This is a genomic window from Acidovorax sp. LjRoot129 (genome assembly GCF_964253765.1).
Lineage (GTDB): Bacteria > Pseudomonadota > Gammaproteobacteria > Burkholderiales > Burkholderiaceae_C > Acidovorax.
In genome coordinates this window covers 3,390,360-3,411,335 of sequence record NZ_CAXUSE020000001.1, presented here as the reverse complement: position 1 = coordinate 3,411,335, position 20,976 = coordinate 3,390,360, and the positions used below count along the sequence as shown (strand labels likewise).

At 63.2% G+C, this 20,976-nt stretch carries 19 protein-coding genes; 17 read left to right on the top strand and 2 right to left on the bottom strand.

From position 1 onward, the window contains the following. Positions 1–2: 2 nt before the first annotated feature. The 15 genes from ispC to ACSQ3Q_RS15580 all read left to right on the top strand — a co-directional run bounded on the left by ispC (position 3) and on the right by ACSQ3Q_RS15580 (position 16,555). On the top strand, positions 3–1,181 hold the full coding sequence (gene ispC / locus ACSQ3Q_RS15650; protein WP_436135273.1) for a 1-deoxy-D-xylulose-5-phosphate reductoisomerase: 1,179 nt from the start codon (positions 3–5) through the stop codon (positions 1,179–1,181). A gap of 26 nt (positions 1,182–1,207) precedes the next feature. Then, positions 1,208–2,572 carry an RIP metalloprotease RseP gene (rseP, locus tag ACSQ3Q_RS15645; protein WP_436135272.1) on the top strand — a complete coding sequence of 455 codons (1,365 nt, stop codon included), beginning with the start codon at positions 1,208–1,210 and terminating at the stop codon, positions 2,570–2,572. 43 nt (positions 2,573–2,615) lie between these two features. Beyond that, complete coding sequence (gene bamA / locus ACSQ3Q_RS15640; RefSeq protein WP_436135271.1) at positions 2,616–4,913, top strand: outer membrane protein assembly factor BamA; 2,298 nt, start codon at positions 2,616–2,618, stop codon at positions 4,911–4,913. Next, on the top strand, positions 4,913–5,437 hold the full coding sequence (locus tag ACSQ3Q_RS15635) for an OmpH family outer membrane protein (RefSeq protein ID WP_436135270.1): 525 nt from the start codon (positions 4,913–4,915) through the stop codon (positions 5,435–5,437). Before bamA ends, ACSQ3Q_RS15635 begins: the two co-directional genes overlap by 1 nt. A gap of 24 nt (positions 5,438–5,461) precedes the next feature. Continuing rightward, the gene (gene lpxD / locus ACSQ3Q_RS15630) at positions 5,462–6,445 is read left to right on the top strand and encodes a UDP-3-O-(3-hydroxymyristoyl)glucosamine N-acyltransferase (RefSeq protein WP_436135269.1); all 984 of its coding nucleotides are present in this window, start codon (positions 5,462–5,464) and stop codon (positions 6,443–6,445) included. 16 nt (positions 6,446–6,461) lie between these two features. Beyond that, positions 6,462–6,902: a 3-hydroxyacyl-ACP dehydratase FabZ gene (fabZ, locus tag ACSQ3Q_RS15625; RefSeq protein WP_436135268.1), complete on the top strand. Its 441-nt coding sequence runs from the start codon at positions 6,462–6,464 to the stop codon at positions 6,900–6,902. Between the two features lie 25 nt (positions 6,903–6,927). Further along, positions 6,928–7,716, top strand: coding sequence for an acyl-ACP--UDP-N-acetylglucosamine O-acyltransferase (lpxA, locus tag ACSQ3Q_RS15620; protein WP_436135267.1), 789 nt, complete (start codon positions 6,928–6,930; stop codon positions 7,714–7,716). Between the two features lie 8 nt (positions 7,717–7,724). Then, on the top strand, positions 7,725–8,888 hold the full coding sequence (lpxB, locus tag ACSQ3Q_RS15615) for a lipid-A-disaccharide synthase (protein WP_436135266.1): 1,164 nt from the start codon (positions 7,725–7,727) through the stop codon (positions 8,886–8,888). Beyond that, the gene (gene rnhB, locus ACSQ3Q_RS15610) at positions 8,854–9,480 is read left to right on the top strand and encodes a ribonuclease HII (protein WP_436135265.1); all 627 of its coding nucleotides are present in this window, start codon (positions 8,854–8,856) and stop codon (positions 9,478–9,480) included. The genes lpxB and rnhB overlap by 35 nt, the downstream gene beginning before the upstream one ends. Positions 9,481–9,506: 26 nt before the next feature. Further along, positions 9,507–10,286 carry a TrmH family RNA methyltransferase gene (locus tag ACSQ3Q_RS15605; RefSeq protein WP_436135264.1) on the top strand — a complete coding sequence of 260 codons (780 nt, stop codon included), beginning with the start codon at positions 9,507–9,509 and terminating at the stop codon, positions 10,284–10,286. A gap of 285 nt (positions 10,287–10,571) precedes the next feature. After that, a complete protein-coding gene (carA, locus tag ACSQ3Q_RS15600; protein ID WP_436135263.1) occupies positions 10,572–11,744 on the top strand; it encodes a glutamine-hydrolyzing carbamoyl-phosphate synthase small subunit in 1,173 nt (390 codons plus the stop codon). 17 nt (positions 11,745–11,761) lie between these two features. Then, entirely contained in the window at positions 11,762–12,184 is a 423-nt protein-coding gene (locus ACSQ3Q_RS15595; protein WP_436135262.1) for a hypothetical protein, read from the top strand. Positions 12,185–12,194: 10 nt separating this feature from the next. Next, a complete protein-coding gene (gene carB, locus ACSQ3Q_RS15590) occupies positions 12,195–15,440 on the top strand; it encodes a carbamoyl-phosphate synthase large subunit (protein WP_436135261.1) in 3,246 nt (1,081 codons plus the stop codon). Positions 15,441–15,620: 180 nt separating this feature from the next. After that, the gene (gene greA / locus ACSQ3Q_RS15585; protein ID WP_436135260.1) at positions 15,621–16,097 is read left to right on the top strand and encodes a transcription elongation factor GreA; all 477 of its coding nucleotides are present in this window, start codon (positions 15,621–15,623) and stop codon (positions 16,095–16,097) included. An 11-nt stretch (positions 16,098–16,108) separates the two neighbouring features. Continuing rightward, positions 16,109–16,555 carry a DUF4149 domain-containing protein gene (locus ACSQ3Q_RS15580; RefSeq protein ID WP_436135259.1) on the top strand — a complete coding sequence of 149 codons (447 nt, stop codon included), beginning with the start codon at positions 16,109–16,111 and terminating at the stop codon, positions 16,553–16,555. 277 nt (positions 16,556–16,832) lie between these two features. Here the strand turns inward: ACSQ3Q_RS15580 and ACSQ3Q_RS15575 are convergent, their stop codons facing one another. Together ACSQ3Q_RS15575 and ACSQ3Q_RS15570 are read right to left on the bottom strand one after the other, a co-directional pair. After that, entirely contained in the window at positions 16,833–17,609 is a 777-nt protein-coding gene (locus tag ACSQ3Q_RS15575) for a glycosyltransferase (RefSeq protein ID WP_436135258.1), read from the bottom strand. After that, positions 17,609–18,082 carry a YhbY family RNA-binding protein gene (locus ACSQ3Q_RS15570; protein ID WP_436135257.1) on the bottom strand — a complete coding sequence of 158 codons (474 nt, stop codon included), beginning with the start codon at positions 18,080–18,082 and terminating at the stop codon, positions 17,609–17,611. Before ACSQ3Q_RS15570 ends, ACSQ3Q_RS15575 begins: the two co-directional genes overlap by 1 nt. Before the next feature lie 104 nt (positions 18,083–18,186). Between ACSQ3Q_RS15570 and ACSQ3Q_RS15565 the strand changes: the two genes are divergently transcribed. Beyond that, entirely contained in the window at positions 18,187–18,849 is a 663-nt protein-coding gene (locus tag ACSQ3Q_RS15565) for an RlmE family RNA methyltransferase (RefSeq protein WP_436135256.1), read from the top strand. A gap of 173 nt (positions 18,850–19,022) precedes the next feature. After that, positions 19,023–20,945 (top strand): ATP-dependent zinc metalloprotease FtsH, encoded by a 1,923-nt coding sequence (ftsH, locus tag ACSQ3Q_RS15560; protein ID WP_436135255.1) that lies wholly within the window; start codon positions 19,023–19,025, stop codon positions 20,943–20,945. The last annotated feature ends 31 nt before the right edge of the window (positions 20,946–20,976 follow it).

Sequence of the window (20,976 nt, the reverse complement as noted above, 5' to 3'; positions counted from 1 at the left end):
TGATGAAACAACGACTCACGGTTCTGGGCTCTACCGGCTCCATCGGCACCAGCACGCTGGATGTGGTGGCCCGCCACCCGGACCGCTTCGAGGTGTTTGCGCTGAGTGCTGCGACGCAGGTCGACCTGATGCTCGCCCAGTGCGCGCAGTTCAAGCCCCGTTTTGCCGTGATGGCCAGCGAGTCCCATGCGCGGCTGCTGGCCGAGAAATTGCAGGCAAATAGCCTCCCTACGCAGGTCCTGATTGCTCCTGATGCTATAGAAATAATAGCATCACACCCTGAGGTCGATGCGGTGATGGCCGCGATCGTGGGGGCGGCGGGCTTGGCTCCCTGCCTGGCGGCCGCGCGTACGGGCAAGCGCCTCTTGCTGGCCAACAAGGAAGCCCTGGTGGTGGGCGGTGAGCTGTTCATGCAGACCGTAAAGCAGGGCGGTGCGACGCTGCTGCCCATCGACAGCGAACATTCGGCCATCTTCCAATGCCTGCCCGAAGATCCGGCCACCTGGCCCGACCGTGTGGACAGCATTCTGCTCACGGCCTCGGGCGGGCCGTTCCGCCAGCGCGATCCCGCCACGCTCGCCGACATTACGCCGGCGCAAGCCTGCGCTCACCCCAACTTTTCGATGGGGCGCAAGATTTCGGTGGATTCGGCCACCATGATGAACAAGGCGCTGGAGGTGATCGAGGCGCGCTGGCTGTTCGATCTGCAGCCGGACCAGATCAAAGTGGTGATCCATCCGCAGCAGATCATCCATTCGATGGTGCAGTTCAAGGATGCGTCGATCCTGGCCCAGCTGGGCACGCCCGACATGCGCGTACCCATCGCTTGCGGCTTGGCCTGGCCCGAGCGGATTGCCAGCGGAGCGAGCCGGCTGGACTTCTCGACCCTGGCTGCGCTGGTTTTCGAGGAAGCCGATGCCGTCCGCTTCCCTGGCTTGCACCTGTCGTGGCATGCACTCAAGGCGGCAGAGGGCACCACGGCGGTGCTCAATGCGGCGAACGAGGTCGCGGTGGGAGCGTTTTTACAGGGTCGGCTGCGTTTTGACCGCATTCACGCGGTAAATCTTGCAACTTTGGACGCGGTGTCCCCCTCCAAGCCCGATTCGCTTGCAGCGCTGCTGGACCTGGACGCCCAGGCCCGCCACGCGGCCGAGCATGCTGCAGGCCGCATGGCGGCCTGAGCGCCACCAGATCCACGGAAACCACCATGCTGCTCACCATCGTTGCCTTTATCGTCGCACTGGGCCTGCTGATTGCCGTGCACGAATATGGGCACTACCGGGTGGCGGTGGCGTGCGGTGTGAAGGTCCTGCGGTTTTCGGTCGGCTTTGGAAAGCCACTGTTGAGTTGGCAGCCCAAGGGGTCCCCCACCGAGTTCGTGCTGGGGGCATTTCCGCTGGGCGGTTATGTCCGCATGCTGGACGAGCGCGAGGCGCCTGTGGCGCCCGAAGAGCGGCACCTGGCTTTCAATACCCAACCCCTTCGTTCCCGCGCGGCCATCGTGGCGGCGGGGCCCATTGCGAACCTGCTGCTGGCGGTATTGCTGTATTCCATCGTGAACTGGAACGGCGTTCAAGAACCCAAGGCCGTGCTGGCAAGCCCGGTGGCGGGGTCGGTGGCGCACAGCGCGGGCCTGCGGGGGGGCGAGCTGGTCACGCAGGCGGCGCTGGGCATTGAGGACATGGATCCCGTCCGCTCGTTCGAGGACCTGCGCTGGCTGCTCACGCGGGGTGCGCTCGAAGGCGAGTCCGTTCGTCTGGACGTGCGTCCGCAGTCCGGTGCTGCGCACCGCGAGATCCGGCTGGACATGTCGAAGATCGACAGCCGCGAAGCCGATGCACAACTCTTTCGCAAGATCGGCATCCTGGGGCCGTGGACTCGCCCGGTTCTTGGCGAGGTGATGCCCGACGGGGCCGCCGCGCGCGCCGGACTGCGGCAAGGCGACGTCGTGCTGAAGGTTGGCACCACGGACGTGGTGGACGGCCAGCAGCTGCGGGAGCTGATCCGCCAGTCGGTCAAGGGCACGCAGCCGCTGGCGCAGCCCTGGCGCATTGACCGCGCGGGACAGGTGTTGAATCTGGACGTGGTCCCCGAAGCCAAGCTGGAGCAAAGCGCAACGGTCGGCCGCATCGGCGCCTACGTGGGGGCATCACCTGAATTTGTCACCGTGGAATACGGTGTGCTGGAGGGGGCATGGGCCGGCGTCGTCAAGACCTGGGACGTGTCGATCCTCACGCTTCGCATGATGGGCCGTATGGTGATCGGCGAGGCATCCCTCAAAAACCTCAGTGGGCCTCTGACGATTGCGGACTATGCGGGACGCTCCGCGAGCCTGGGTTTGACGCAGTACCTGGTCTTCCTGGCGTTGATCAGCGTGAGCCTGGGCGTGCTCAACCTCCTGCCGCTGCCTGTCTTGGACGGTGGGCACCTGATGTATTATCTTTGGGAGGGTGTGACGGGCAGGGGAGTCTCAGACGCATGGATGGAGCGCCTGCAGCGCGGAGGCGTTGCAGTCTTGCTCCTCATGATGTCCATCGCCCTGTTCAACGATATCACCCGGCTTTTTGGCTAACCTTTGCCGCGCTTGTAACGCAACTGCGGCCCTAGCTTCATTCATGAAAAAACACATCAATCGCCTGGGCGTGCGTACCGCATCGGCCGTTGCAGCCATGATTTTTGCCGCGAACGCGGCATGGGCACTGGAGCCCTTCAAGGTGCAGGACATCCGCGTCGAGGGCCTTCAGCGTGTGGAGCCTGGCACGGTGTTCGCCTCCATGCCCCTGCGCGTGGGCGACGACTACAACGATGAAAAGGGCGCCGCGGCCATCCGTGCGCTTTTCGGTCTGGGCCTCTTCAAGGATGTTCGCCTGGAAGCCAATGGCAACGTGCTGGTCGTGGTGGTGGAAGAGCGCCCGACCGTTGCCGACGTAGACTTTGCTGGCACCCGCGAGTTCGACAAGGACACGCTCAAGAAAGCAATGCGCGATGTGGGCTTGACCGAAGGGCGGCCTTACGACAAGGCCCTCACGGACCGCGCCGAGCAGGAGCTCAAGCGCCAGTACATCAACAAGAGCCTCTACGGCGCCGAAGTGGTGACCACCGTGACGCCGATCGAACGCAACCGGGTGAACCTGACCTTCACGGTGGTCGAAGGCGATCCTGCCCGCATCAAGGAAGTGCGCATCGTCGGCAACAAGGCTTTCAGCGAATCGACCTTGAAAGGCCTGTTCGACCAGGACACGGGCGGCTGGCTCAGCTGGTACACCAAGTCCGACCGCTACTCGCGCACCAAGCTCAATGCCGATCTGGAAACACTGCGCTCCTACTACCTGCAGCGCGGCTACCTGGAGTTCCGCGTCGACTCCACGCAGGTGGCGATTTCGCCGGACAAGCAGGACATCTCCATCATCGTCAACGTGACCGAAGGCGAACGCTACGTGGTCTCCGGCGTCAAGCTCGAGGGCAACTACCTGGATCGTGAGGATGAGTTCAAGTCGCTCATCACGATCCGCGCGGGCGAACCGTACAACGCAGACCAGGTGACCGAAACCACCAAGGCGTTCTCCGAGTATTTTTCGCGCTTCGGCTTTGCTTTTGCGAAGGTGGAGGCCGTGCCGGAGATTGACCGCGAGAATAATCGCGTCGCCTTCGTGCTGCAGGTCGAGCCATCGCGCCGCGCCTATGTGCGCCGTATCAACGTGAGCGGCAACAACCGCACGCGTGACGAAGTGATCCGGCGGGAATTCCGCCAGTACGAAGCCTCCTGGTACGACGGCGAGAAGATCCGCCTGTCGCGCGACCGCGTGGACCGTCTCGGCTTCTTCACAGAAGTGAATGTGGAAACCCAGGAGGTGCCAGGCTCGCCGGACCAGGTGGACCTGGTGATCAACGTGGCCGAGAAGCCCACGGGCTCGCTCCAGATGGGCGTGGGTTTTTCCAGCGCCGAAAAGGTGTCGCTGTCGTTCGGCATCAAGCAAGAGAACATTTTTGGGTCGGGCAACTACCTGGGCATCGACGTCAACACCAGCAAATACCGGCGCACGCTGGTGTTCAGCACCACCGACCCTTACTTCACACGGGACGGTATTTCCCGCACGCTGGACGTCTACTACCGCACAGACAAGCCTTACGAAGACCAGGGCGGTAACTACCAGTTGGTGACCACTGGCTCGTCGGTGCGTTTTGGCGTTCCATTCAGCGAGACCGACACCGTGTTCTTCGGCGGTGGCCTGGAGCAGACCAAGATCAAGCCGGGCACGAACATCCCAGCCACGTACCTGGCCTATGCCGACAAGTTTGGCTACAGCAGCACGTCTATCCCGCTGACCGTGGGTTGGTCGCGCGACGACCGCGACAGCGCTTTGGCGCCCAACTCGGGCCGCTACCAGCGCTTGAATTCCGAGTGGTCGGTGGCCGGGGATGCCCGTTATGTGCGCGCCAACTACCAGTACCAGCAATACGTGCCACTGAACAAGCGCTTCACGCTCGCGTTCAACGGCGAGCTGGGTATCGGCAAAGGCATGAACGGCCGCCCGTTCCCGGTGTTCAAGAACTTCTACTCGGGTGGCCTGGGCTCGGTGCGTGGCTTTGACCAAGGCACGCTGGGCCCTCGGGACGTGACGGGCGCCTCGCTCGGCGGCCCGAAGAAAGTCACCCTCAACGCGGAGCTGATTGCTCCGTTCCCTGGCGCGGGGAACGACCGGACCCTGCGCGTGTTTACCTTCCTTGACGTCGGTAACGTGTACGGAGAGAACGACAAGGTCACTTTCAGTGATATGCGTGCTTCCGTTGGCTTGGGCCTGAGCTGGATTTCCCCGCTCGGCCCGCTGCGTCTGGCGTTTGCGCAACCGGTGCGCAAGTTCGCTGGCGATAGAATCCAGAAACTGCAATTCCAGATTGGAACGTCTTTCTAATGAAATCCTTTTCTCGCCATATTTCTTTGGCCCTGCTGTTTGGCTCGATGGCCGTGGCAGCTCCCGCGCAGGCGCAAGAGTCTTTCCGCGCCGGTTTTGTCAACACCGACCGCATCTTCCGCGAAGCCAACACCGCCAAGGCCGCCCAGGCCAAGTTGGAGCAAGAATTTGCTCGCCGTGAAAAAGAGCTGGTGGATCTGGGCAATACCCTGAAGACTGCCAGCGAGAAGTTCGAGCGCGAAGCGCCGACGATGGCTGAGAGTGCGCGCACCACGCGCCAGCGTCAGCTGGTGGACCAGGACCGTGACTTCCAGCGCAAGCGCCGCGAATTCCAGGAAGACCTGAGCGCGCGCAAGAACGAAGAACTATCCCAGGTGCTTGAGCGTGCCAACAAGGTGGTCAAGCAAGTCGCAGAAGCTGAAAAGTACGACGTGATCCTGCAGGAAGCCGTCTACATCAACCCCAAGCATGACATCACCGACAAGGTGATCAAGGCGCTGAATGCCGCTCCTGGCACCAAGTAAGCCAGCGCGCAGGACAGGTGGCGCGTGAGCTTGCTTCTCGGGCACATAGTTGATGCGCTCGGTGGCTCGCTGGAGGGAGGGGCGGTGGCTGACACCACCATCTCCCGCATCGCGCCACTGGAGGTTGCGGGCTCGGGGGATCTCAGTTTCTTGAGCAACCCCCGCTACCAACAGCAACTGGCCGCCTCCCGGGCGGCCTGTGTCATTGTGGCGCCCGCGATGCGCGATGTCGCGGTGGCCCGCGGGCCCTGCATCGTCGCGGACAACCCGTATGTGTACTTTGCCCGGGCCACGCAGCTCTGGCGCCAATTGACGGCGCCTGCGGTGCAGGGTGGAGTTCATCCAAGCGCGGTAATTGACCCGTCCGCCCAGGTGCATGCCACCGCCACCATCGGGCCGCTGTGCGTGGTCGAGCGCGGCGCGTGCGTTGGTGCAGGCACGGTGCTCAAGTCCCGCGTCACAGTGGGCGAGGACTGCGTCATCGGCGAACGCTGCATCGTGCATGCGGGCGTGGTGATTGGGGCCGACGGTTTTGGGTTTGCGCCCGAGAACGGCCAGTGGGTCAAGATCGAGCAGCTCGGCGCCGTCCGCATCGGCGACGATGTGGAGATTGGCGCCAATGCCTGCATCGACCGTGGCGCACTGCAGGACACCGTCATCGAAGATGGCGTGAAGCTCGACAACCTGATCCAGGTGGGCCACAACGTGCGCATCGGCAAACACTCGGCAATGGCCGGGTGCGTGGGCGTGGCAGGGAGCGCCACGATTGGGGCGCATTGCACCGTGGGGGGCGGTGCCATTGTGCTGGGGCATCTGGAGCTGGCGGACAACGTGCATATTTCTGCGGCCACGGTGGTCACGCGTTCCATCACCCGGCCTGGCCAATACACCGGCATGTTTCCCATCGACGACAATGCGCGCTGGGAAAAGAACGCTGCAACACTCAAACAATTGCATAGCTTGCGAGAGCGCATCAAGGCGCTCGAGCAGGCACTGAAAGCAGCATGAACGGAAGAAGAACTCGATGATGGATATCCACGCAATTCTCAAGCAACTGCCGCACCGCTACCCCTTTCTGCTGGTAGACAAGGTGATCGAGCTTGAGAGCAACACCCGCATCAAGGCGATCAAGAACGTCACGTTCAACGAACCCTATTTCGGCGGGCATTTTCCAGGGCGTCCCGTGATGCCCGGCGTGTTGATCCTTGAAGCGCTGGCCCAGGCCGCAGGGCTGCTGGCGTTTGATGCCATCGGCAAGGTGCCCGATGAAAACAATATCTACTATTTCGTTGGAATCGACGGCGCGCGCTTCAAGCGTCCCGTGGAGCCCGGCGACCAACTGATCCTGACGATCACCATCGACCGCGTGCGCGGCGGCATCTGGAAGTTCAAGGGCGTTGCCAGCGTGGGTGACGAGGTCGCCTGCGAAGCGGAGCTCATGTGCACCATGCGCAACGTGGGCTGAGTTGAACGATCGATCTGCCTGGACCGTGAGCAACATTCACCCCACCGCCATCGTTGCAGAGGGCGCGCTCATTGACCCTTCCGTCACGGTCGGGCCGTATGCCGTGATCGGCCCGCACGCAGTGATCGGCCCTGGCACCACCGTCGGGGCCCACTGCGTTATAGAAGGCCGCACGACCATCGGTGCGGACAACCGCATCTTCCAGTTTGCGTCGCTGGGCGCTGCGCCGCAGGACAAGAAATACGCCGGTGAAGACACCCGGCTGGTCATCGGCGACCGCAATACCATCCGCGAGTTCTGCACCTTCAACCTGGGCACCACCCAGGACCGGGGTGTCACGACGATTGGCGATGACAACTGGATCATGGCGTACGTGCACATCGCGCACGACTGCGTGGTGGGCAACCAGACCATCCTGGCGAACAACGCGACCCTGGCGGGGCACGTGCAGGTGGCCGATCAGGCCATCATTGGCGGCCTGACGGGCGTGCACCAGTTCGTGAAGGTCGGGGCGCATGTGATGGCGGGTTTTGCGAGCCATATCTCGCAAGACGTACCCCCGTTCATGATGGTGGATGGCAATCCGCTCGCCGTGCGTGGCCTGAACCTGGAAGGTTTGCGCCGCCGCGGTTTTTCCGCCGAGCGCATCGCAGTCATCAAGCAGATGCACCGCTTGCTCTACCGCCAGGGCCTGACCCTGGAGGCCGCCCGTGCTGCCATCACCGACCTGTCGGCTGCACACCCTGAGGCTGCCTCCGACGTCGCCATGGTGCTGGGTTTCCTGGACCAGTCTACCCGCGGCATTGCCCGCTGATTGCCCGCATGAACGCTTCCCCCCGTGTCGCCATGGTGGCGGGCGAAACTTCGGGCGACCTGCTCGCCGGGCTGTTGCTCGATGGCATGCAGGCGCACTGGCCCACGTTGCAGTCTTTTGGCATTGGTGGACCGCAGATGGTGCGCCGTGGTTTTGATGCCCGCTGGCCCAGTGAGAAGTTGGCCGTGCACGGCTACAGCATGGAGGTGCTGCGGCGCCTGCGCGAACTGCTGGGCATCCGCAAGGCGCTGCGCCAAGACCTGCTCAAGAGCCGTCCCGACGTTTTTATCGGCGTGGATGCCCCGGATTTCAACCTCGGGCTCGAGGCTGACCTGCGGGCTGCTGGCATCAAGACCGTGCATTTCGTCTGCCCCTCCATTTGGGCCTGGCGCGCAGACCGGGTCGAGAAAATCCGCAGAAGCTGCGACCACGTGCTGTGCATCTTTCCGTTCGAGCCCGACCTGCTGGCCCAACACGGCATTGCCGCGACGTATGTCGGGCACCCGCTGGCGGGCGTCATACCGATGGTGCCCGACCGGTCGGCAGCACGCGCCCAGTTGGGCCTGCAAGACGCGGACGAGGTCCTGGCCATCCTGCCGGGCAGTCGCTCGTCCGAAATCCAGTACATCGCCAAGCCCTTTTTTGAGGCCGCAGCGCTGATCCGGCAAGCGCGTCCTGCTATCAAAATGGTAGTGCCTGCGGTGCCGGCGCTGCACAGCCGCATCGTGCAGGTTGCCCAGGCCTGTGGCCTGCAAGATGCGGTCCAGATCATCCCGGGCCAGTCACACACCGTGCTGGCGGCGTGCGACGCCACTCTGATCGCCAGCGGCACCGCCACGTTGGAGGCCGCTCTTTTCAAGCGCCCCATGGTGATCGGCTACCACATGCAGCCCTTGAGCTGGTGGCTCATGCGCCGCAAGCAGCTGCAGCCCTGGGTGGGCCTGCCCAACATCCTGTGCGGCGAATTCGTGGTGCCCGAGCTCATCCAGGATGCCGCGACGCCGCAAGCACTGTGCGCCGCCACACTGGATTGGCTGGACGCACGCAGGCACAATCCATCCCGCATCAGCGCGCTGGAACAGCGGTTTACCGCGCTGCATGAAAGCCTGCAACGCAACACTCCCCAATTGGCAGCCGATGCGATCCAGAAAATCCTCGCTCCCGCAAGCTGAGCAGACCTCCTTGCCCTGGCACCCACCCGGCCTGATGGCCGGCGTCGACGAGGCCGGGCGCGGGCCCCTGGCGGGCCCGGTAGTGGCGGCTGCGGTCATCCTGGACGACCTGCGTCCCATCAAAGGTCTGGCGGATTCCAAAACACTCACTGCGGCACGGCGCGAGAAGCTCTATGACGAAATCCGTGCCAATGCGCTGTGCTGCTCCATCGCCGAAGCAACGGTCGAAGAGATCGACAGCCTGAACATCCTTCAGGCCACGATGCTTGCGATGCGCCGCGCGGTGATCGGGCTGCGCCTCAAGCCGGTACGGGTCCTGGTGGATGGCAACCGATTGCCGCTGCTGGACGTGCCAGCCGAAGCGGTGGTGAAAGGCGACGCTCTGGTGCAGGCCATTTCAGCGGCGTCCATCCTGGCCAAGGTGCACCGCGACCGCTGGTGTGCGCAGATCGACCAGGACTTTCCGCTCTATGGCTTTGCGGGGCACAAGGGCTATGGCACCGCCACGCACATGGCGGCCCTGCGCGAACACGGTGCCTGCATCCACCACCGACGCTCGTTTGCGCCCGTGGCCCAAAGCCTCTTCCTCTGACGCAGTCCGGGCAACACTCACCCCTGATGACTTCACCCTCCGTCACCCTCATCCACTCCCGGGACAACACCTTCGTCAAGGACCTGCGCCGCCTGGCTCAGGACAGCACTGCCTACCGCAAGCAGGGCCGGGTGTGGCTGGAAGGAGATCACCTCTGCCGCGCAGCGCTGGAGAGGCAACAGCGCCCGGCGGTGGCGGTGTTTTCAGAGTCTTTTTGGCCGCTAGCGCAGGTGGAATGGGCGCAAGCAGCTATCAAAAACATAGTAATTGCGGACGCACTGTTTGCAGACATCAGCGGGCTTGAATCCCCGGCGCACATCGGCTTCATCTTGGATATGGCTGCGCCGTCGGCCCTGCGGCCAGACGTGGCCACCGTGGTGCTTGACCGTGTGCAGGACGCCGGCAACGTGGGGTCCATCCTGCGCAGCGCCTCGGCTTTCGGCTTTCGCCAGATTGCTGCAATCAAAGGCAGCGCGGCCCTGTGGTCACCCAAGGTGCTGCGCGCTGGTATGGGCGCGCATTTCGCGCTCGACCTGATCGAGGGCGTGGAGCATGCGCAGCTCCAGGCCCTGCAGGTGCCGATGCTGGTGACCAGTTCGCATACGGGCGAATGGCTTCACCGCGCCGCGTTGCCCTGGCCTTGCGCGTGGGTGTTGGGCCACGAAGGGCAGGGGGTGTCGCCGGTGCTGGAAGAGCGTTCCGCCATGCGCATCCGCATCGCACAGCCGGGCGGCGAGGAATCGCTGAACGTTGCTGCTGCAGCTGCCATCTGCCTGCATGCGAGCGGCGCTACGCGCGCTGCATGAGCCTCGAAAAGGCCGCTGCGGGTTTACCTGTGGCCGACACTGATTTGCACTCCGAACTGGCCCCAGCCCGCGACCGAAAACGCGGCGGACGTTACAGGTTATGCAAGTCCTGCATTGCCCAGGCAGGGCCTCCCAAGGGTATAATCGGGAGCTTTTCTCGCAACAGCGTCGCCCGATCGCACCCAAAGCAACAACCCATCTGAGAGCAGCCACCGGCACTTGCGTACAACAGCGTGTACCAGTGGCCTGCAGGCGCCGGGCGACCGTAACCATCCGGAGAACCCAGTGCTTTTGTCTCTCAAGGGAAATTTCCCGCCCGCCATCCTGGCGCTCGCAGACGGCACGGTCTTTATCGGCAACTCGATCGGTGCGACCGGCACCACCGTCGGTGAAGTGGTGTTCAACACCGCCATCACTGGCTACCAAGAAATCCTCACCGACCCCAGCTACTGCCAGCAGATCGTGACGCTCACGTATCCGCACATCGGCAACTACGGCGTCAGCACCGAGGATATCGAAGCCGACAAGGTCCATGCAGCCGGCCTGATCATCAAGGACCTGCCGCTTCTGGCCAGCAATTTCCGCCAGACGGAAACCTTGGCCCAGTACCTCGTCCGCGAGAACACGGTCGCCATCGCCAACATCGACACCCGCAAGCTCACCCGCCTGCTGCGCAGCAAGGGCGCGCAAAACGGCGCCATCGTGGGCCTGGCGCAAGGCCAGACAGTGACGCAGGCGCTCATCGACGAAGCCCTGGCTGCTGCCAAGGCAGCTCCCAACATGGCAGGGCTGGACCTGGCCAAGGTGGTGTCGACCAAGGCTTCCTACGAGTGGACGCAGACTGAGTGGGTGCTGGGCACGGGTTACGGCAAGCTGGAGTCGCCCCAGTTCCACGTGGTGGCCTACGACTACGGCGTGAAGCTGAACATCCTGCGCATGCTGGCCCAGCGCGGCTGCAAGGTCACCGTGGTGCCCGCGCAAACGCCCGCCGCCGAAGTGCTGGCCATGAAGCCCGACGGCGTGTTCCTGTCCAACGGCCCTGGCGATCCAGAGCCTTGCGACTACGCCATCAAAGCCACGCGCACCATCGTGGACAGCGGCGTGCCGACGTTTGGCATCTGCCTGGGCCACCAGATCATGGCCCTGGCAGCAGGCGCCAAGACCTTCAAGATGGCGAACAGCCACCACGGCGCCAACCACCCCGTGAAGGACCTGGACACCGGCCGCGTGAGCATCACCAGCCAGAACCACGGCTTTGCGGTGGACATGGCGTCGCTGCCAGACAGTCTGCGCGCCACGCACGTGAGCCTGTTCGACGGCACGCTGCAGGGCCTGGCGCACAAGGACAAGCCGGCTTTCTGTTTTCAGGGCCATCCTGAAGCATCGCCTGGTCCGCACGACATTGCCTATCTCTTCGACCGCTTTACCGACGCCATGCGCGCGGCCAAGGCAGCCTGAGCCCAAGGAGCAGCGCCATGAAATTGTTCAGCTTCCCCTTGGCAACGCTCGAGAAGGCGATCCACAAGCGTGTTCTGACGCTGCCCTCGCCGCACCGAGAGTGGTTCACCGAGCGCTGGGCTCAAAAGCCCTACAAGAAGGCCTTTGTCGAAAACAAGGCCATGCCCCTGGTCACGCTGGTGGCCAAAGGCAAGACGCTCGAAGACGCAGCTTTTGCAGAGTTGCTGCAAGAGTGGGAAGTGACCTTCTATGACGCCGAAGAAGAAGTTCTTCGCCCGCTGATCCAGGGCGATGGCCTGCTGCAACTGATGCAGAAGAACCTTCCCCCCGAGCGGGCCCAGGCGCTGCTGGCCAAACTGACCGAGCGACGACCGCTGGCAGACGCCGCAACCCCTGTCCAGACCCCTGGTCCCCAGGCAGCCGAACCTACGATCGACTGATCGACGCACCATGCCAAAACGTACAGACATTAAAAGCATTCTCATCATCGGCGCCGGCCCGATCATCATCGGCCAGGCCTGCGAGTTCGACTACTCCGGCGTGCAGGCCTGCAAGGCCCTGCGCGAAGAGGGCTACAAGGTCATCCTGATCAACAGCAACCCCGCGACGATCATGACCGACCCGGCCACGGCCGACGTCACCTACATCGAGCCCATCACCTGGCAGACGGTCGAGAAGATCATCGCCAAGGAGCGCCCCCACGCCATCCTGCCCACCATGGGCGGCCAGACGGCGCTCAACTGCGCGCTGGACCTGTGGCACAACGGGGTGCTCGACAAGTACAAGGTCGAGCTGATTGGCGCCACGCCCGAGGCCATCGACAAGGCCGAAGACCGCCTGAAGTTCAAGGACGCCATGACCAAGATTGGTCTGGGCTCCGCGCGCTCGGGCATCGCCCACAGCATGGACGAAGCCTGGGCCGTGCAAAAGAGCTTGGGATTCCCCACGGTGATCCGGCCCAGCTTCACGCTGGGTGGCACGGGCGGCGGCATTGCCTACAACCCCGAGGAGTTCGAGACCATCTGCAAGCGCGGCCTCGAAGCCTCGCCCACCAACGAGCTTCTGATCGAAGAGTCGCTGCTCGGCTGGAAAGAGTACGAGATGGAAGTGGTCCGCGACAAGGCGGACAACTGCATCATCATCTGCTCGATCGAGAACCTGGACCCTATGGGCGTGCACACCGGCGACTCGATCACCGTGGCCCCCGCGCAGACGCTGACCGACAAGGAATACCAGATCATGCGCAACGCCAGTCTGGCGGTACTGCGCGAGATCGGTGTGGACACGGGCGGCTCCAACGTGCAGTTTTCGATCAACCCCAAGGACGGCCGCATGGTCGTGATCGAGATGAACCCGCGCGTCTCGCGCTCGTCGGCATTGGCGTCCAAGGCCACGGGTTTCCCGATCGCCAAGGTCGCCGCCAAGCTGGCCGTGGGCTATACGCTGGATGAACTCAAGAACGAGATCACCGGTGGCGCCACGCCTGCATCGTTCGAGCCCTCGATTGACTACGTGGTCACCAAGATCCCCCGTTTTGCGTTCGAGAAATTCCCCACGGCCGACAGCCGCCTGACCACGCAGATGAAGTCCGTGGGCGAGGTCATGGCCATGGGCCGCACCTTCCAGGAATCCTTCCAGAAAGCCCTGCGCGGACTGGAAGTCGGCGTGGACGGCATGAACGAAAAAACCCAGGACCGCGAAGTGCTCGAAAAGGAACTGGGCGAACCCGGTCCCGAGCGCATCTGGTACGTGGGCGACGCGTTTGCCATGGGCTTATCGGTGGATGAGGTCTATGACCTCACCAAGATCGACAAGTGGTTCCTGGTGCAGATCGAAGAGATCGTGAAGATTGAGCTCGAGCTGGACCAGTTGGCTGTGGACCAGGGCGATGCAGCGCTCACCAGCTTAGATGCCGACACCCTGCGCTCGCTCAAGAAAAAGGGCTTTTCTGACCGCCGCCTGGCCAAGCTGCTCAAGACCACCGAGAAGGCCGTGCGCGAGGCGCGCCGTGCGCTCAACGTGCGCCCGGTGTACAAGCGCGTGGACACCTGCGCGGCTGAGTTCGCTACCAACACCGCCTACCTGTATTCCACGTATGAGGACGAGTGCGAGGCTGAGCCGACGAACAACAAGAAGATCATGGTGCTGGGCGGTGGCCCGAACCGCATCGGCCAGGGCATCGAATTCGACTACTGCTGTGTGCACGCGGCATTGGCGATGCGCGAAGACGGCTACGAGACCATCATGGTCAACTGCAACCCCGAGACGGTCTCCACCGACTACGACACCTCTGACCGTCTGTACTTTGAGCCCGTGACGCTCGAAGACGTGCTGGAGATCGTGGACAAGGAAAAGCCGGTCGGCGTGATCGTGCAGTACGGCGGCCAGACGCCTTTGAAGCTGGCCCTGGGCCTCGAGGCTGAAGGCGTGCCGATCATCGGCACCAGCCCCGACATGATCGACGCGGCCGAAGACCGCGAGCGCTTCCAGAAGCTGCTGGGCGAACTGGGCCTGCGCCAGCCGCCTAACGCGACTGCGCGTACCGAACCCGAGGCCCTGGAAAAGGCCGCCGCCCTGGGTTACCCCCTGGTGGTGCGCCCCAGCTACGTGCTGGGCGGTCGGGCGATGGAAATCGTGCACGAGCAGCGTGACCTGGAGCGCTACATGCGCGAAGCCGTGAAGGTGAGCAACGACTCGCCCGTGCTGCTGGACCGCTTCCTCTCCAACGCCATCGAGTGCGACGTGGACTGCGTGCGCGACTCCGCAGGCGTCACCTTCATCGGCGGCGTGATGGAGCACATCGAGCAGGCCGGCGTGCACAGCGGCGACTCTGCCTGCTCGCTGCCTCCGTACTACCTGTCTCAGCCCACCATCGACGAGATCAAGCGCCAGACCGCCGCCATGGCCGAAGGCCTGAGCGTGGTGGGCCTGATGAACGTGCAGTTCGCCATTCAGGAAGTCGATGGCAAGGACGTGATCTACGTGCTCGAAGTGAACCCGCGCGCATCGCGCACGGTGCCCTTCGTGAGCAAGGCCACCGGTATCCAGCTGGCCAAGGTGGCTGCGCGCTGCATGGCCGGCCAGACGCTGGCTTCGCAAGGCATCACCAAGGAGGTGACGCCGCCTTACTTCAGCGTGAAGGAGGCCGTGTTCCCCTTCGTGAAGTTCCCCGGCGTGGACACCATCCTCGGCCCCGAGATGAAGTCCACCGGCGAGGTCATGGGCGTGGGCAAGACCTTCGGCGAAGCCTTCGTGAAGAGCCAGCTCGGCGCGGGCACCAAGCTGCCCACCTCGGGCAAGGTGTTCCTGACCGTGAAGAACGCCGACAAGCCGCGCGCTGTCGACATCGCGCGCCAGCTCGCAGCCATGGGCTTCGAGCTGGTGGCCACCAAGGGCACGGCCGCCGCGATTGAAGCGGCCGGCGTGCCGGTCAAGGTGGTCAACAAGGTGACCGAAGGCCGTCCGCACATCGTGGACATGATCAAGAACAACGAGATCGTGATGGTGATCAACACCGTGGAAGAGCGCCGCAACGCGATCGCCGATTCACGCGCCATCCGCACCTCGTCGCTGCTGGCCCGCGTCACGACCTTCACCACCATCTTCGGCGCCGAAGCGGCCGTGGAAGGCATGAAGTACCTGGACAACCTCGACGTGTACTCGGTGCAGGAACTGCACGCCCAACTGGCGGCCTGACCGCTGGCAAAAGCGGCATAATCTTCGCCTGAACAGACACCGCCGCGCGGCAACGTGCGGCGGTTTCCTTTTGTAGACTTGCCATTTGCATCCCCCTTGCAACCGGGGCGTGATGCGGTGACTGACCGGTGGAAGTGCTCCCAGCGCTTTCACCGTTTTGACTTATGGAGACGCAACAACATGGCCACCATTCCAATTACCAAGCGCGGCGCTGAGAAACTCAAGGAAGAGCTGCACCGCCTCAAGACCGTGGAACGGCCCGCGGTGATCACTGCCATCGCCGAGGCGCGCGCCCAGGGCGACCTGAGCGAAAACGCCGACTACGACGCCGCCAAGGACCGCCAGGGCTTCATCGAAGGCCGTATCCAGGAGATCGAGGGCAAGCTCTCGGTGGCGCAAGTGATTGACCCGAGCGCTGTGGACGGCGGTGGCAGGGTGGTGTTCGGCGCCACGGTCGAGCTCGAAGACGAGGAATCCGGTGAAGCGGTCAAGTACCAGATCGTGGGCGAGGACGAGGCCGACCTCAAGCAAGGTCTGATCAACATCTCCAGCCCCATCGCCCGTGCGCTGATCGGCAAGGGGGAGGGCGATACGGCCGAAGTGCAGGCACCCGGTGGCATCCGTCGCTACGAGGTGGTGGGCGTCAGCTACAAGTGATCGGCCCGGGCATGCTCCAGCGTCTTCCCGCCTTGGTGGCGGCCCTGTGGTGGGGCAGCCTGACCACCATTGGTTTCCTGGTGGTGCCCCTGCTGTTTGCCCACCTGCCGTCGCCCGCCATCGCTGGCACCATGGCTGCCAAGTTGTTCGCAGCGCAGACCTGGGTGGCGGTGGTGTGCTGCATCGTGCTGTTGCTGGTTTCAAGGCCAAAACATGCCCTGGCGCAGTATCCATGGGCACAGGCTGCTATGGTTTTCATACTGGGCGGTATGCTTCTGGCATTGTTGTCCCAATTTGGCGTGGCGCCGCGCATCGTCGCCCGCCAGGATCTGCGCCTGTGGCACAGCGTGGGGTCGGTCATGTATTTGCTGCAGTGGGGCTGCGCATTGGTGGTGCTATGGAGCACCTTGCGCCCAGGGGCCACGAACACTCCGGTGGAAGCCTCAGAAACGCCGTAGCGACTGGGCGTGAACGCGGCGGGATGCTAGTGCAGTGTTTCACGCTATCTGGCACATAAAAAGGCGTCTTTTCGCCCCTGGCGGCGTTGCAAATCCTCGCGATACACCCGGTATCGCTCCGGTTTGCGCCTTGCCAGAGCCAAAAATCCATCCTTTTTATTTGTGCCATCAAGCGTGAAACACTGCACTAGCGCCTGCTGCAAAGGCCCGAGAGACGGGAGTACCCGGCGAGCGGAGAGTCTTCAAGAGCGGTTGGGCTGCACTGCGGGCCTTGCCCTCATTCCCGCCAGTGCTCAGCCACCCAGGTCGCCGGCCGGATGTAGCGGAACCGGCGGTTGCGCCGCCCCGCCAACGCGTCCGGTGGGTTGCATTCCCCATGAAAGATCACGATCCGCGCCCCAGACGGCACGGCAGGTGGCCGCCAATAGTTGGTGGGCCAGGGCGGTATGCCGTGGTACTTGAAGCTGGGGCACCATTCGGCAGGCCAGTACTGCAGCTTGCCTTGCCTGTGCAGGAAATCAGAAAGGTAGGCCTGCTCGTTGCGAAACTCCTGCCGTATCTCAGCAAAGTGCATGCGGAAGTGTTCCAGCACATCCGGGTGCGCGCCCAGTTCGAACCGGTAGACCGACGAGTTGCCCGTGACGCGCCAGGGGCGCTTGTAGTCATGGATGATCAAAAACTCGCCCGGCTGGGTGAAGAACCCCTCCAGGCTTCCGGTGATGACCACGTCTACATCCAGGAACAGTGCCGTGCCTTTCAATCCATGCAGATCGGCGGCAAAAGTGGCGAGTTTGGTCCACCCCCGCTCGGGAATGCCCGCAGGCAAGTCGAGGGCAGGAATGGGCAAGCAGAGCACTTCGCTGCGAATGCCTGCACTGTCGTCAGTCAGGCAAACAAAGCGGAAATCCCCGCTAAGGTGCCTGCGAACCATGGCGTAAAGCCGGTTGACGTATTCGGGGCCGTATTTCGTGCCCCACTTCATGCAGAGAATGTGGCGCGTCGTTACCGCGCCGGCAGGTGCTGCAGAAGCTGCAGGTACTGCATCAAGCCCCATCAGTCCGCCTGGCGCTTCTTGATGGATTTTTGCTTGGGCTTGGCGCGCTTGATCTGGCCACCCGACGTCAGGCGCTGGTTGCCCAGCACGCGCAGTTGCTTGACTTCCGGGCGCTGGCCGCCGCGCTTGCTGAATTTGAGCACCTTGACGTCGCGAGGGCCGGGCATGCGGTCATCATCCGCTGTCTTTTCCTTGGCCGGAATGGGACGCCAGAGCACCAGCAGCTTGCCGATGTGCTGCACGGGGGCCGCATTGAGCTCGGCGGCGAGCTCCTGGTACATCAGCTCGCGGGCTGCGCGGTCGTCGCCGAACACGCGGACCTTGATGAGCCCATGGGCGTTGAGGGCAGCGTCGATCTCTTTTTTGACGGCAGGGGTGAGGCCATCGCCGCCAACCAGGACCACGGGGTCCAGGTGGTGGGCATCAGCGCGGTGAAATCGGCGCTCGGCGGGAGTCAATTGAATTTGGGGCATGGGCCGTATTATCCGCGGCCTGCCGTGCCGCGGCTTCATTTTCCCGGGGGCCAATGGCGCGGGTGTGGTCGGTGAGTGTGCCTCCCGAGAGACAATACGGCCGTATGAAAGTCAAAACCCAGAGCAAGAAGGTCAACAAGGCCTGGCTGAACGACCACGTGAACGACACGTACGTGAAGCTGGCCCATAAAGAGGGCTACCGTGCGCGGGCGGCCTACAAGCTCAAGGAAATTGACGAGCAATTGGGGCTGGTGAAGCCCGGCAACACGGTGGTGGACCTGGGTTCGACCCCCGGCGCCTGGAGTCAATACCTGCGCCGCCGAATGTCGCCCACGGGCGCGGCCGCAGGGCAGCTCAACGGGACCATCATCGCGCTGGACATCCTGCCGATGGAGCCCATCGAAGGTGTGACCTTTTTGAACGGCGACTTCCGCGAGGCCGAAGTGCTTGAGCGCCTGGAACAGGCGCTGGATGGCCGGGCGGTGGATGTCGTGGTGTCCGATATGGCCCCGAACCTCTCTGGGATTGAATCCGCCGACACGGCCCGCATTGCGCATCTGGTGGAGCTGGCCGTGGAGTTTGCTTGCAACCATTTGAAACCGGACGGGGCCCTGGTGGTCAAGCTTTTTCATGGCAGTGGCTACAGCGATCTGGTCACGCTCTTCAAGCAGACCTTCAAGGTCGTGAAACCCCTCAAACCCAAGGCGTCGCGCGATAAATCGTCAGAAACGTTTCTGGTGGGGAGAGGGCTGAAAAAGGCCATTTAGGGCCGCTGCTTTCCGCCCAATATCCGTGAATTGCGCCCCAAATCCAGCGCTGTTTCCATGGCCGCAAGGGGGAATAAGGATAGCCTGCCCGCTTGAAACACCTAAAATGAGCCGCACATGCAAGCCGTGACGGCAGTGTGTCCGTTTTCTGTTCCCTGCAACTGGAGCCCCGCTTGAATAATCAGTGGTTTTCAAAAATTGCCGTGTGGCTGGTCATCGCCATGGTGTTGTTCACGGTGTTCAAACAGTTTGACACCCGTGCAGGCGCCAGCGCAGGCCACGTCGGCTACTCGGAATTCCTTGAGGAAGTCCGCAGCAACCGCATCAAGAGCGCAACCATCCAGGAAGGCCAAGGCGGCACTGAGATCGTGGCCGTCACCAACGACGACCGCAAGATCCGCACAACCGCCACCTACCTCGACCGTGGCCTGGTGGGCGACCTCATCAACAACAACGTCAAGTTCGACGTCAAGCCCCGCGAAGAAGGCTCTTTGCTGATGACCTTGCTGGTCAGCTGGGGCCCCATGCTGCTGTTGATCGGCGTGTGGGTGTACTTCATGCGCCAGATGCAGGGCGGCGGCAAGGGTGGCGCGTTCAGCTTTGGCAAGAGCAAGGCGCGCATGCTCGACGAGAACACCAACCAGGTCACTTTTGCGGATGTGGCGGGTTGCGACGAAGCGAAGGAAGAAGTGAAGGAAGTCGTGGACTTCCTCAAGGACCCGCAGAAGTTCCAGAAGCTTGGTGGCCGCATTCCCCGTGGCCTGCTGCTGGTCGGCCCGCCCGGCACCGGCAAGACCCTGCTGGCCAAGTCCATCGCCGGCGAAGCCAAGGTGCCGTTCTTCAGCATCTCGGGTTCGGACTTCGTGGAAATGTTCGTCGGCGTGGGCGCGGCCCGTGTGCGCGACATGTTCGACAACGCCAAGAAAAACGCCCCCTGCATCATCTTCATCGATGAAATCGACGCAGTAGGCCGCCAGCGTGGCGCGGGCCTGGGCGGTGGCAATGACGAACGCGAACAGACCCTGAACCAGATGCTGGTCGAGATGGACGGCTTCGAGACCAACCTGGGCGTGATCGTGGTGGCTGCCACCAACCGCCCGGACATCCTGGATGCTGCCTTGCTGCGCCCCGGCCGTTTTGACCGCCAGGTGTATGTGACGCTGCCCGACATTCGCGGCCGTGAGCAGATTCTGAACGTCCACATGCGCAAGATCCCGGTGGGCCAGGACGTGGCCCCCGGCATCATTGCCCGTGGCACGCCCGGCATGAGCGGCGCCGACCTGGCCAACCTCTGCAACGAGGCTGCCCTGATGGCTGCGCGCCGCAACGCGCGCACCGTGGAAATGCAGGATTTCGAGAAAGCCAAGGACAAGATCCTCATGGGCCCCGAGCGCAAGAGCATGGTCATGCCCGAAGAAGAGCGCCGCAACACGGCCTACCACGAGTCGGGCCATGCGCTGATCGGCAAGATGCTGCCCAAGTGCGACCCGGTCCACAAGGTCACCATCATCCCTCGCGGCCGTGCCCTGGGCGTGACGATGAGCCTGCCCGCGCAGGACCGCTACAGCTACGACCGCGAATACATGCTCAACCAGATCAGCATGCTGTTTGGGGGGCGCATTGCCGAAGAAGTGTTCATGAACCAGATGACCACCGGCGCCAGCAACGACTTCGAGCGTGCCACGCACATTGCCCGCGACATGGTCACGCGCTATGGCATGACGGATGCTCTGGGCCCGATGGTCTATGCCGAGAACGAGGGCGAAGTGTTCCTGGGCCGTTCGGTCACCAAGACCACCACCATGAGCGAGCAGACCATGGAAAAGGTGGACATGGAAGTGCGCCGCATCATCGACGAGCAGTACAACCTGGCCCGCCGCCTCATCGAGGACAACAGCGACAAGATGCATGCCATGGCCAAGGCCTTGCTCGAGTGGGAAACCATCGACTCGGAACAGCTGGATGACATCATGGCCGGCAAGGAGCCCCGTCCGCCGAAGGACTGGACACCGCGGACCCCTCCCTCCTCGGGTGGCGACAACTCCAGCGGCGGTACCCCTGCCGTGGCAACGGACACCGCGCCTTCGGCTGCCTGAAGGCGGCGGGGCGTTTCCAACCGCTGAAACG

Excerpts from the sequence above, each read along its gene's own strand:
- fabZ (WP_436135268.1), top strand. The coding sequence starts at position 6,462 with ATGATGGATATCCACGCAATTCTCAAGCAACTGCCGCACCGCTACCCC.
- ispC (WP_436135273.1), top strand. The coding sequence starts at position 3 with ATGAAACAACGACTCACGGTTCTGGGCTCTACCGGCTCCATCGGCACC.
- ACSQ3Q_RS15575 (WP_436135258.1), bottom strand. The coding sequence starts at position 17,609 with ATGGGGCTTGATGCAGTACCTGCAGCTTCTGCAGCACCTGCCGGCGCG.
- bamA (WP_436135271.1), top strand. The coding sequence starts at position 2,616 with ATGAAAAAACACATCAATCGCCTGGGCGTGCGTACCGCATCGGCCGTT.
- carB (WP_436135261.1), top strand. The coding sequence starts at position 12,195 with ATGCCAAAACGTACAGACATTAAAAGCATTCTCATCATCGGCGCCGGC.
- rnhB (WP_436135265.1), top strand. The coding sequence starts at position 8,854 with ATGCGATCCAGAAAATCCTCGCTCCCGCAAGCTGAGCAGACCTCCTTG.
- ACSQ3Q_RS15580 (WP_436135259.1), top strand. The coding sequence starts at position 16,109 with ATGCTCCAGCGTCTTCCCGCCTTGGTGGCGGCCCTGTGGTGGGGCAGC.
- ACSQ3Q_RS15605 (WP_436135264.1), top strand. The coding sequence starts at position 9,507 with ATGACTTCACCCTCCGTCACCCTCATCCACTCCCGGGACAACACCTTC.
- rseP (WP_436135272.1), top strand. The coding sequence starts at position 1,208 with ATGCTGCTCACCATCGTTGCCTTTATCGTCGCACTGGGCCTGCTGATT.
- ACSQ3Q_RS15570 (WP_436135257.1), bottom strand. The coding sequence starts at position 18,082 with ATGCCCCAAATTCAATTGACTCCCGCCGAGCGCCGATTTCACCGCGCT.
- ACSQ3Q_RS15595 (WP_436135262.1), top strand. The coding sequence starts at position 11,762 with ATGAAATTGTTCAGCTTCCCCTTGGCAACGCTCGAGAAGGCGATCCAC.
- lpxB (WP_436135266.1), top strand. The coding sequence starts at position 7,725 with ATGAACGCTTCCCCCCGTGTCGCCATGGTGGCGGGCGAAACTTCGGGC.
- ACSQ3Q_RS15635 (WP_436135270.1), top strand. The coding sequence starts at position 4,913 with ATGAAATCCTTTTCTCGCCATATTTCTTTGGCCCTGCTGTTTGGCTCG.
- greA (WP_436135260.1), top strand. The coding sequence starts at position 15,621 with ATGGCCACCATTCCAATTACCAAGCGCGGCGCTGAGAAACTCAAGGAA.
- ACSQ3Q_RS15565 (WP_436135256.1), top strand. The coding sequence starts at position 18,187 with ATGAAAGTCAAAACCCAGAGCAAGAAGGTCAACAAGGCCTGGCTGAAC.